Consider the following 11,745-nt stretch of genomic DNA (forward strand, 5'->3'; position numbering starts at 1 on the left):
CTGGCTGGATGGTTGCCGCGTTGCGCTCTTCCTTTGGTCCCCTGCCTGACCAATCAATGCATGAAAAAACCGTTGTTGCCGACCTAGTACGCGAGCTCTACACCTTCCTGCGTCAAGCCGATGCACGTGAGCTGGGCGGCCTGTTCCGCGCTCTGGATGCTGCTCGCGAAACTGGCGACACCGCTGAAGAAGCTAAGATCCAAGATCAAATCGACAACCATGTTACTCACGTAGTCCCTATCGTTGCAGACATCGACGCCGGTTTCGGTAACGCTGAAGCGACTTACCTGATGGCCAAGCAAATGATCGAAGCTGGCGCTTGCTGCTTGCAGATCGAAAACCAAGTTGCTGACGAAAAACAGTGTGGCCACCAAGACGGCAAAGTAACCGTACCCCACGCCGACTTCCACAATAAGCTGCGCGCATTGCGTTACGCTTTCTTAGAGCTAGGTGTCGACAACGGCGTTATCGTTGCACGTACTGACTCTGAAGGTGCTGGCCTGACCAAAGAAATCGCGGTTGTTAAAGAGCCAGGCGATCAGGGTGACATTTACAACTCTTTCTTAGACGTTGAAGAAATCAACGTCGCTGACATGGCTGAAGGCGATGTTTGCTTCAACCGTAACGGCAAGCTCGTTCGCCCCAAGCGTCTGCCTTCTGGCCTGTACCAGTTCCGCGAAGGCACCGGCCACGAGCGTTGCGTATTCGACTGTATCGAAGCAATCAATGCTGGCGCTGACCTGCTTTGGATCGAGACAGCCGTTCCAACCGTTCACGAAATTAAAGGCATGATGGACGAAGTTCGTAAAGTTCACCCAGACGCGAAGTTGGTTTACAACAACTCTCCTTCTTTCAACTGGACACTGAACTTCCGCCAGCAGACTTTCGATACCTGGACGGCTGAAGGTAAAGACGTATCTGCCTACGATCGTGCAAACCTGATGTCTGCTGAATACGACGACACTGAATTGGCTGCCGTTGCTGATGAACGTATCAAGACTTTCCAGGCAGACACTGCTCGTGAAGCGAACGTCTTCCACCACCTAATCACTCTGCCGACTTACCACACTGCAGCGCTGTCTACTGACAATCTCGCAAAAGAGTACTTCGGTGAGCAGGGCATGCTGGGTTATGTTGCTGGTGTACAGCGTAAAGAAATCCGTCAGGGTATCGCCTGTGTTAAACACCAAAACATGTCAGGCTCAGACATGGGTGACGATCACAAAGAATACTACGCTGGCGAGCTTGCACTGAAAGCAGGCGGCGCGAAAAACACTTCTAACCAGTTCAACTAAGTTGAATTAAGGTGTAAATGACGTGCCCTAGCGATTGCATACGCATAAGCAGGGCACAGTTCAGCGCAGTACAAAAAGGCGACCCTTGTAAAAGGTGTCGCCTTTTTTATGAATAGAATATGATGGCTTTCCGCTATAACGGCAAAGGCAGCGAGTTGCTTTTCATTCAGCATTTCAGGTCCTTGCCAACTAAAACTGACTAAGTGACTTCCAATATGACTAATACACCTACTTTTCTTAAAGACGCTAAAAATGTATTACGCGACCAAGGATTTGCTACGAGTAACGTCTGGTATCACGGCACTTCGTCGGCGCTAGTCGACTCAATCAAAACCCAGGGCCTAAAGCGCTCCGGTGACAAAGTACTCAAAAACGCCGCAAAGCAGACCATGGCGACCATCGGCAATAGTTATACCGAATCGATAGAGCCGGTTTTTTTGACTCAAAGCAAAGAACTGGCTTTTTATTGGGCACAGCAAACCGTGAGGAACCGCAGTGTGCGTGTGGAAGGTAATGAACACCCTGTCGTGTTTGCCGTAAGCCTCCCAGAAGACCTAAACGCCAAAGTAAAGCCCGATGTCGGTGCCGCGAGTTTGCTGCTACTCAAAGAAGGCGAAGACTTTATGGCGTATTTGGCAGGAATTTATCAGGAAAATGGCTTCGGCATACCCGATATCGATCTAATGCAAGCCAATCGCCTAGAGTACTTAACCGTACTGGGCATGGCCTATATCAATACCGATATAGGCGCCAATTACCTAGAGCTTGTTAGCGAATAAGTAAGACCCTTTGCCTAATACATGGCGGGAGACGGGAGACGCGAAAAAAGGCATAGTGGTTCCTACGCTTTCCACTGCTCGCCCACCAACCACTGCAGGAGTTACTATGAATACGATATCCACCCCCGATCTCTGCGATGAACATGGCGCCAACGTGCGTGTACTAGAGGTGAACTTCCGCCACTATGGCGGTAAACAGCATTTTTGGGGCGAAATCGTCACCATTAAATGCTTTGAAGACAACTCCAAAGTTGCCGAAATGGTCAAAACACGGGGCAATAATCGCGTACTCGTTGTCGATGGCGGCGCGTCACCGCGACGCTCACTACTCGGCGACAATCTTGCTCGCGCTGCAGCTGATAACGGCTGGCGCGGTATTGTAATCTACGGTTATCTGCGCGACGTGGAAGAACTAGCCAACATGCCCATTGGCATCATGGCGCTGGGCAGCGTACCTCGCAAAACCGAAAAGCTGGGCGACGGCCGTTGCAATATTGCACTGGAATTTGGCGGTACTACACTATACTCAGGCGAACACCTATACGCCGACCTGAGCGGCGTAATCATTTCAAAGCAGCCACTGACAGACACGCTGTGACCTACTAGGCTGTGGCAACTAAATAAATGGATAAAATAATGAAACTAGGACTATTACTGGGCTACTCTGGCGCAAAACTCTCTATCCCCATGGACGCGGTTAAGCACGCCGAAACACTGGGTTTTGATTCGGTATGGACAGCCGAAGCCTACGGCTCTGACGCCGTTACTCCGGCCGCGTGGGTTTTAGCCCAGACTAGCAAAATTAAAGTCGGCACCGCCATTATGCAAATGCCGGCGCGCACCCCGGCCATGTGCGCCATGACCGCCATGAGCTTAGACCAACTCTCTGGCGGCCGCTTTATTGTTGGCCTCGGCGCATCAGGCCCCCAAGTAGTCGAAGGCTGGCACGGCGTGCCCTACGGCAAGCCGGTAACACGCACCCGTGAGTACATTCAAATTATGAAGGAGATTTTTGAACGTAAGGGGCCGGTTACCTTCGACGGTAAAATGTATCAAATGCCCTATAGCGGCCCCGGCGCTACTGGCCTTGGCAAGCCCCTAAAATCCATACTTCACGGCGACCCAAGCATCCCGATCTACACCGCCTCAATTACCCCCGCTGGCGTGAGCGCCTCCGCTGAAGTTGCCGACGGCGTATTCCCCGTGTGGATGAGCCCTGAAAAATATTCCGTACTAGAACCCAGTATCGAAAAGGGGCTCGAAAAAAGCGGACGCAAAAAAGCCGACTTTAATGTTGCGCCCTTTGTTGGTGTCATAATGGGCGACGACCTCGACGGCTGCCGCGTATTTATTAAAGACTTTCTCGCGCTTTATATTGGCGGCATGGGCGCCAAGGGCAAAAACTTTTACACCGATTACGCAACACGCATGGGCTATGGCAATGCCGCTGAAAAAATCCAGGACCTTTATTTAGCGGGCAAAAAAGAAGAGGCTCGCGCCGCCGTACCCGACGCTCTAGTCGACGAAGTCGCGCTCGTTGGCCCTGAAGCGAGAATTCGTGAACGCGCCAAAGACTGGAACGCCGCATCTAGCCGAGGCGAGGTTGATACCATGTTGCTAAATTGTCAGCAGCCAGAAGCCATGGAAGTTTTGGCGGATTGCTTCCTTTAGCGGGAGACGCTTGATGGGAGACGGGAGACGCTAGGGCATTCGCTGCGCTCATCTCGAATGTCAGAAAATATCAGCTCACGCACAATTAAGCGTAACTGTTGATTTTTCGCCAGACGCCTGACCTCCGACTTGGTTTTAGCGTCGCCCATCTTCCGTCCAGTATTCTGCCAAACTAGGCTTACCAGCAAACAGAAATATACTCAGGAACCACACACATGACCGCAGTTACCCGTCGCCTCGCCATGGCCATTCTCAATGGTTTTGATGCTTTTTTTGCCGAGTACAAAAACATCACCCTCGGCGCGCAAGCGCGTTTTGAAGGGGCCGACTGGCACGGTGCACAAAAAGCCATGCGCGATCGTTTAGATTTATGGAAGCAAAAACGCAGAATCGTTGCCGAGGCTGCGTATACCATTACTGGCGGCAGCGTTGAAGATCGGGACAACTGGAAAATTGCCAAGCAGGAATACGCAGAGCTTATACAAAATCACGACAATTTTGAAATTGCGCAATCGTTTTTCAATTCGATTTATTGTTACATCTTCAAGCATGAAAAAATCCGCGATGTGCACACCTTTGCCCTGACCTCGGTCGAACACTGCGCCCCAGTCTCAAGTGAGTCCATACTGCGCCGCTACCGCTTTGACGGTGATAATGCCGTCGATATCACCAAATCAATGCTCATTGACTGCGAGTTCAACATCCCTTGGGAAGATCTCGACCGCGACGTGGGCTTTATCATGAACATCGTTAACCGCGAACTTATTCCCAAAATTCGAGATCGCAGCAAAGACATTTATGTCGAAACACTAGAGTCGTTGTTTTTCCGCAACAAAGCCGCTTATTTAGTCGGCCGCATTGTCAGCGGCGACTTCACCATGCCCTTTGTACTGCCTATTTTACACAGCGAAAACAATTCCATATTCGTTGACACTGTACTCTCTGATCCCAATGACATCTCAATCTTATTCAGCTTTAGCCGAAGCTATTTTATGGTCGACACCTCGGTGCCATCAGAGTACATCGCCTTCTTACACCGGCTAATGCCCCACAAAGAGATCTTTGAACTGTATATTGCCATCGGCATGCCCAAACACGGTAAAACCGAGTTTTATCGCTTTGCAGTGAATGAAACTGCCAACAGCGAATCGCCGTATATCATTGCACCTGGCATTAAAGGCATGGTCATGCTGGTATTTACCCGACCGGACTTTGGCTATGTGTACAAAGTGATTAAAGATCGCTTTACACCGCCCAAAGACATGAGCCAAGAGCATGTTCGCAAATGCTACAGTTTGGTAAAACGCTGGGATCGCGGCGGGCGCATGGCAGACACACAAGAATTCAATAATCTTGCTTTTGATCGCCGCCGCTTTTCCGACGAGCTTATTGCCGAACTAGAAAAAGAGGCGCCTTCAAAAGTTAGCGTTAGCGGAAATGCGCTGCTTCTAAAGCACGTGTACATCGAACGAAAAATGATTCCCCTTAATCTTTACCTCAAAGACTGCAATGAGCAACAGCTCGACAGCGTAATGGGCGAATACGGCAATGCCATAAAGCAATTAGCGGCGGGCAATATCTTCCCCGGCGATATGTTACTCAAAAACTTTGGCGTTACCCGTCATGGCCGCGTGGTGTTTTACGACTACGATGAAATTTGTCCGCTGACCGACTGCAACTTCCGCTCACTGCCCGAGCCGAAAAACGACGAGCAAGCCATGGCCAGCCAACCTTGGTACGAGGTCAAACCAGAAGATGTATTCCCCGAGGAGTTCCGTTTATTTTTCTCCGGCAACCAGCGCGCCAAAAAGGTGTTTGATTCATTGCACAGTGACCTCTACGACCCAGCCTACTGGCGTGGTCTGCAAGAAACCATACGTAATGGTTACGTCGCCGACGTATTCCCCTATCGGAAAAAGCAGCGCTTCCAACAACGACCACATTAAAGCAATACCACCAACAATGAGAAATTTGACACCACCTAGCAAGCCCATAGAGTAGTGCGGCTATTGTATTTAATTAGACAAACGTAGAATTTAGAGCGCAGAGGAAAAACCATGAACAATTAAATGCTCGCCATAATGGCCGCCCTTACCTTAGCTGCCTGCGGCGGCAGTAATTCCAGCAACTGTGCAAGTAATATCGAATTGACCGGATCTAGTTTCAGCAGGCGATGTGCTCGTTTAGATGATGCTAGCTAGCGCTGACGCGATCGATGAGCTTGTACTGCTCCGTAATAACACCAGCGTAACCAGCGTACTGCAAAGCACACCAGATAATCCCTTGCACCTTTTAGGCGTGGTCGAAGGTTTAAGTGTGGGTGAAAATACCATCAGCACCAATATCGGTAACAATATCACCGTCGCGCCCCCTCGCGAGGCCCGGCGTTTACTGGGCCACACATCCAACCTTGGGAATACCAATAGGGCGCAACCGACGAGGATTGCAACCAATGGCTTTATAAGTCGACCAATCCACCGGTGACCAACAAATGGCACCGGCCAAGCTTCCTGCTGGTTGGGCTAGCCCCGCGTTCAGCAAGACTTGGGACCCACTTGGCTGCCACCCTAACCCAGCCAGGGCAGTAGCGTAAAATAAAAACGGGCGAGATAAAAAACTATCTCGCCCGTCTGATCGGCTCGCATCCCGCGAGCCCCATCTAAGGTCATTACACGTCAATTAAAACTGCAAACGCGCACTCACCCCAATTTCATCAGTATCTAAATCACCAATAAAACTTCTGCTGATGTTTGCCGCCAAAGAAAACTGAGGCACAACATACACCCGAACACCGGCACCCAATATTGCGCCCGTGTCAGTGCCACCGAAGTCAGCATCTTGATGGGCCAAGCCACCCATTAAATTACCTTCAACATTATTGGTCAGCCATGTGCGGCTCGTCACACTGCCAGTCAAGGTGTCAATGTCAGCGTTATCCAACGCCGGGTTTTTACTGTCTGACTCGGCAAAGCTGTAATCCAGCGCCAGCACTAAATCGCTGCGCTCAGACATTTTCATAGGGTGACCCACACCGATGCTCACCGTGTCAAACTCAAGGTTTTTATTCACATCGAGGTTACCCAGTGAACCGCGAACGAAAATATTTCTATCAAGCGCCAGCGAACCGCCGCCATAAATGTAATCAGCATCAGTATTGTCTATATCGACATCAGAAAAGCCACCTTCTACATAGGTATAGCTAAACTCTTTAGCATTAGCCTGCACTGTTGCAATCGCCGCCACTAAACCAAGTCCCAAAAGCTGTTTCTTAGATATATTCATTACAATGTCTCCCCGTTGGATTGATGCAGATTTAGACTGTGCTTTGGCCAACAGTTCCTCGTAAACAACAACTTGTGCACTATGCACATTCACGCAACGTTTCACGTAGGCACGTGTCAGTGCGCACGCTACCCTCTTCTAAAACACCAATTAGCAGCCCCAATCGGGTGAGAGTAAAATACGAATAGCTTTTGATCGACAGGCCGAAAATTCCACATCGCCACTTAACAGGTAGAAAATCACAGTTGTTCACTTTTCAATTCGCACAATGAAACGTTAGCCATTTGTGGCCCAAAATCAGCCCATGCCAATCTTGTAGCCCGAGCCAGAACAACATCCGATTCATAAATCGTATAATCAAAGTCTATTATGGGTATTGTTAAAATAGGTGGCGAGTTGCACGAAGGAATTCGCAAAGCCAGCTCAGTGATGGCCCACGCTATCAACGCGCAAGCGGAGTTTTGGATAAAAAATAAGCATGCTCGCAGAGGCCAATTCAAGCATGTCATTTACCCAAATTATGGATGAAGAAATGAAGCATGCCGACGTTAAACTAAGGGTCATTATCAGTGGCTGAGCTAAGACTAAAAAGCACCACCAAGCTACAGTTAATGCGCGAGTCTGGCCGGCTACTCCCGTGTGTATTTGACTATCTCTACCGTCAGATTAATGCCCCCGCCGCGTCACTGCATTAATAGCCACCGACACGGAGGTGTCGATCCGGGCCTGTAAAAGCAGCTTGCGCAAACCAGCAATCGTCTTTTTATAGAACTCAATATACAGCTGCCAAATATGACCGCGCGTAACGCCAGATCACGCCAACCAAATAGTTACGTACTCATTATTTTAATTTTTTTCTTCTTTAAAACTTAAGAGCAAATTCTCTATACGCTCATAGGCCGGCCAGCTGATTTTAAGTCGAGCAATAATCATTTCATCGACAAAATAGCAATGAGCAACCTGTAGCGCCGCTTTCTGCAGATTTTTCATACTGAGAAAATAACGAAATACTGTGGGAACTGAAAAGCTGTTACGCACAGCAATATCTGCATGAGCCGCGCCACCTAAACCTTCTTCAGCAAGAAAAAATACCCGCTTTTAAGGTTTGCTCCTTACGCACTTCAGGAGTCATCCGCTTTGCTCGCGGCTTACTTTCACCCTAAAAAAGACGGTTGCCGACTCCCGTCTCCACACAAACTCCTGTAAATAGTCCATCATTATAATTCGAGTAAAAATGTCACCGGTCCGTCATTTAGCAAACTGATTTGCATATCAGCGCCAAACCTCCCACTCGCTACGTTACCGTATAGCTGCTTCAGCTCCGCCAAGGCAAACAGGTATAGGCCTTCCGCGAGGTTTGGCGCCGCCGCTGTTGAAAAGCCAGGCCGCAAGCCTTTTTTCGTCTCGGCCGCGAGGGTGAATTGCGAAACTAATAATACGCCACCCCCAACGTCCATAACTGATTGATTCATTTTGCCATTGCTATCAGAAAACACCCGATAATTAAGCAAGCGCGTCATCATTTTAGTTACAGCGGCTTCATCGTCGTGCTTTTCCAGCCCTAAAAAAACCAAGAGCCCCTGCTTGATCTCGCCAACACACTCGCCTTCGACTTCCACGCGGGCAAATTTAACCCGCTGCAATAATGCTTTCATTGTGATCCATACGTAATTTTTCCGTAATTATATCGGTATTACTTAGAGACTCGTATTGGCATTTACGAGCGGCGCGGGAACGGAGAGAGGCTTGATGGGAGACGGTAAACGCAAAAGCCAAGCTAATACGGCACTCTGGCTCTGTCATCATGGCGAACGAGAACCTTGGTCCTGCCTCCCCCGTCACGCATTCAGCCTAATAGCTCAACTCACCGCCGCTAAGCAGGTGGGCAATATTATTACTCGCCTTCACCAACGCATCCGCGATACTGGGTTCAAAGGCCGAATGCCCCGCATCGCGAACAATATGTAACTCAGCGCTAGGCCAAAGTTCATGTAACTCAACCGCGCTTTCGAGAGGGCATATCATGTCATAGCGACCCTGCACGATGATACCGGGAATCGCAGCTATCACCGGCATGGCAGCCAAAATTTGATTGTCGCTTAAAAAAGCCTGATTAATAAAATAATGGGTTTCTATGTGCGACATAGACACCGCGGTATGTGAGCTCATCAAATGATCTTCGACATCGTGATTTGGCCGCAAGGTCGAGCAGCGCGCCTCCCACAGCGACCACGCCTTGGCGGCGGCCATCCGTGCCAACTCATTCTCGCCATGGAGCACGCGGTGATAGGCTGCAATCCAATTTTCACCGTCGCGACGCACTACCGCCTCGCTAAAATCTCGCCAGTAATCTGGGAAGACCCGGCTAGCCCCACCGTCACTGTAAAACCACGCCAATTCCTTTGGGCGACACAGAAAAATTCCCCGCAAAATCATCGCAGCCACCCTCGCCGGATACGCCTGCGCATAAGTCAAACCGAGGGTTGAGCCCCACGAGCCGCCAAATACCACCCACTTATCAACCGCGAGGAATTCGCGAATGCATTCCATATCGGCAATTAGGTCTTGGGTAGTGTTGTTTTGCAGGTAGGCGTGGGGCTCCGAATGGCCACAGCCGCGCTGATCAAACAGAATAATGCGGTAGCGCTCGGGGTCAAAAAAACTCCGCGCCTTGGGGCTACAGCCTGCACCGGGGCCGCCATGAACGAAGATCACGGGAATCCCGTCAGGGTTACCAGACTCTTCTATATAAAGAACATGAGGGTCTTGCACCGGCAAACGATGAGTTTTATAGGGCTTTATATCTGGGAATAATGCGAGCATAGCGTCACAACCATATCCAATTAATGCACTGGATTAGTGTAGCGCAGACAGCGACTTAACGCTTGAGGGTAAACTGGCGGCCTTGAATAGGCCGCCAGAGGACTAGCTTAGCGACTTACTTAGGAGCGCGTTTACGCTCGTTTTCTTTCAGTAGTTTTTTACGAAGGCGAATGCTTTTCGGCGTTACTTCAACCAGCTCATCGTCTTCGATGAATTCCAGCGCTTGCTCCAAGGTGTGCTTGATATGCGGCGACAGAGTCAACGCATCATCAGTACCCGATGCACGAACATTAGTTAGCTGCTTGGCGCGAGTAGGGTTAACCACTAGGTCGTTGGCACGATTATGCAGACCGATGATCTGGCCTTCATACACTTCTGCTGCGTGACCCAAAAACAAACGACCGCGATCCTGGAGGTTGAACAAACCATAGCTCAAGGTCTTGCCCGCCACCATCGACACCATGACACCATTCTGCCGGCCAGCCAATTCGCCGCCCTTCACTTCACCGTAATGATCGAACACGGTGGTCATAATACCGCTGCCGGACGTCATGGTCAGGAACTGACCGCGGAAACCGATCAAGCCGCGTGCTGGCGCGATAAATTCAAGCTTTACGCGACCTTTGCCGTCCGGTTCCATATTGGTCATTTCGGCTTTACGCAAGCCGAGCTCTTCCATCACCGAACCTTGGTGCTGCTCTTCAACGTCAATTACCACGTGCTCGAAGGGCTCTTGAACCACACCATCAACCATTTTTTGAACAACTTCTGGGCGAGAAACACCCATTTCAAAACCTTCGCGACGCATGGTTTCGATCAGTACCGACAAGTGAAGCTCACCACGGCCAGACACTTTGAACTTATCAGGGCTATCACCCGGCTCAACACGCAACGCCACGTTGTGGATCAGCTCTTGGTCTAAGCGGTCACGAATATTGCGCGAGGTAACGAACTTACCTTCTTTACCCGCAAACGGTGAATCGTTGACCTGAAAGGTCATGCTGACGGTTGGTTCGTCTACGCTCAAGGGCGGCAGGGCTTCTGGATGGCCTGGTGCGCACAAGGTGTCAGAGATATTCAGGCCTTCAATACCGGTTACACAAACAATTTCACCGGCCTTACCTTCTGGCACTTCAACTCGCTCTAAACCGTAATAGCCCATAACGGTGAGCAGCTTACATTTGCGCGTTTTGCCGTCAGCACCAACCACAACCAGCTGATCATTGGCTTTCATGGTACCGCGAGTAATACGACCAACACCGATAACACCAACATAGCTATTGTAATCAAGCGCCGAGATTTGCATCTGCAATGGACCAACGGCATCAACTTCAGGCGTTGGCACCTTGTCGACAATCATTTGGAACAAGGGCGTCATGTCGTCGGCCAGATCATTAAAATCCAGTCCGGCAACACCATTAATTGCCGAAGCAAACATAATGGGGAAGTCTAACTGTTCGTCAGTAGCGCCAAGACGGTCAAACAGGTCAAAAACCTGATCCACAACCCAGTCTGGACGTGCGCCGGGGCGGTCAACTTTGTTAACGACCACAATCGGGTTTAAGCCTTGCTCAAACGCTTTTTGGGTTACAAAGCGGGTCTGTGGCATGGGGCCATCGACCGCGTCAACCAACAATAATACGCTGTCGACCATCGACAATACGCGTTCAACCTCACCACCAAAGTCGGCGTGCCCAGGTGTATCAACAATATTGATACGGTAGCCGTTCCACTCAATGGCGGTGTTTTTAGCAAGAATGGTAATACCGCGCTCTTTCTCCTGGTCGTTGGAGTCCATGATCCGCTCGGAATCTTGGTTACGGCGATCAAGGGTTCCCGATTGACTCAACAGTTTATCCACTAGCGTGGTTTTACCGTGGTCAACGTGGGCGATA

At 50.0% G+C, this 11,745-nt stretch carries 11 protein-coding genes; 7 read left to right on the plus strand and 4 right to left on the minus strand.

Annotation, left to right across the window (positions count from 1 at the left end; translation table 11 throughout):
- The 6 genes from ABYP33_RS14925 to ABYP33_RS14950 all read left to right on the plus strand — a co-directional run.
- A partial coding sequence (locus ABYP33_RS14925; protein WP_373091959.1) for an isocitrate lyase occupies nucleotides 1-1,295 on the plus strand: 1,295 nt, incomplete at its 5' end.
- Between the two features lie 215 nt (nucleotides 1,296-1,510).
- Entirely contained in the window at nucleotides 1,511-2,074 is a 564-nt protein-coding gene (locus ABYP33_RS14930) for a hypothetical protein (protein ID WP_373091960.1), read from the plus strand.
- Nucleotides 2,075-2,180: 106 nt separating this feature from the next.
- On the plus strand, nucleotides 2,181-2,672 hold the full coding sequence (rraA, locus tag ABYP33_RS14935) for a ribonuclease E activity regulator RraA (protein ID WP_373091961.1): 492 nt from the start codon (nucleotides 2,181-2,183) through the stop codon (nucleotides 2,670-2,672).
- A gap of 38 nt (nucleotides 2,673-2,710) precedes the next feature.
- Complete coding sequence (locus tag ABYP33_RS14940; protein ID WP_373091962.1) at nucleotides 2,711-3,745, plus strand: LLM class F420-dependent oxidoreductase; 1,035 nt, start codon at nucleotides 2,711-2,713, stop codon at nucleotides 3,743-3,745.
- 215 nt (nucleotides 3,746-3,960) lie between these two features.
- The gene (gene aceK / locus ABYP33_RS14945) at nucleotides 3,961-5,691 is read left to right on the plus strand and encodes a bifunctional isocitrate dehydrogenase kinase/phosphatase (protein WP_373091963.1); all 1,731 of its coding nucleotides are present in this window, start codon (nucleotides 3,961-3,963) and stop codon (nucleotides 5,689-5,691) included.
- A gap of 241 nt (nucleotides 5,692-5,932) precedes the next feature.
- On the plus strand, nucleotides 5,933-6,229 hold the full coding sequence (locus tag ABYP33_RS14950) for a hypothetical protein (RefSeq protein ID WP_373091964.1): 297 nt from the start codon (nucleotides 5,933-5,935) through the stop codon (nucleotides 6,227-6,229).
- Nucleotides 6,230-6,424: 195 nt separating this feature from the next.
- On the opposite strand, the gene ABYP33_RS14955 is transcribed toward ABYP33_RS14950, so the two are convergent.
- A complete protein-coding gene (locus ABYP33_RS14955) occupies nucleotides 6,425-7,027 on the minus strand; it encodes an outer membrane beta-barrel protein (protein ID WP_373091965.1) in 603 nt (200 codons plus the stop codon).
- A gap of 369 nt (nucleotides 7,028-7,396) precedes the next feature.
- On the opposite strand from ABYP33_RS14955, the gene ABYP33_RS14960 reads away from it, so the two are divergent.
- Entirely contained in the window at nucleotides 7,397-7,555 is a 159-nt protein-coding gene (locus ABYP33_RS14960; RefSeq protein WP_373091966.1) for a hypothetical protein, read from the plus strand.
- A 689-nt stretch (nucleotides 7,556-8,244) separates the two neighbouring features.
- Here the strand turns inward: ABYP33_RS14960 and dtd are convergent.
- The 3 genes from dtd to typA form a co-directional block, all read right to left on the minus strand.
- Nucleotides 8,245-8,682: a D-aminoacyl-tRNA deacylase gene (gene dtd / locus ABYP33_RS14965; RefSeq protein WP_373091967.1), complete on the minus strand. Its 438-nt coding sequence runs from the start codon at nucleotides 8,680-8,682 to the stop codon at nucleotides 8,245-8,247.
- A 196-nt stretch (nucleotides 8,683-8,878) separates the two neighbouring features.
- Nucleotides 8,879-9,850, minus strand: coding sequence for a prolyl aminopeptidase (gene pip / locus ABYP33_RS14970; RefSeq protein ID WP_373091968.1), 972 nt, complete (start codon nucleotides 9,848-9,850; stop codon nucleotides 8,879-8,881).
- A 115-nt stretch (nucleotides 9,851-9,965) separates the two neighbouring features.
- On the minus strand, nucleotides 9,966-11,744 hold the full coding sequence (gene typA, locus ABYP33_RS14975; protein WP_373091969.1) for a translational GTPase TypA: 1,779 nt from the start codon (nucleotides 11,742-11,744) through the stop codon (nucleotides 9,966-9,968).
- Between the last annotated feature and the right edge of the window lies 1 nt (nucleotide 11,745).

Source organism: Zhongshania sp. (assembly GCF_041584495.1).
In the GTDB taxonomy this organism is placed as follows: domain Bacteria; phylum Pseudomonadota; class Gammaproteobacteria; order Pseudomonadales; family Spongiibacteraceae; genus Spongiibacter.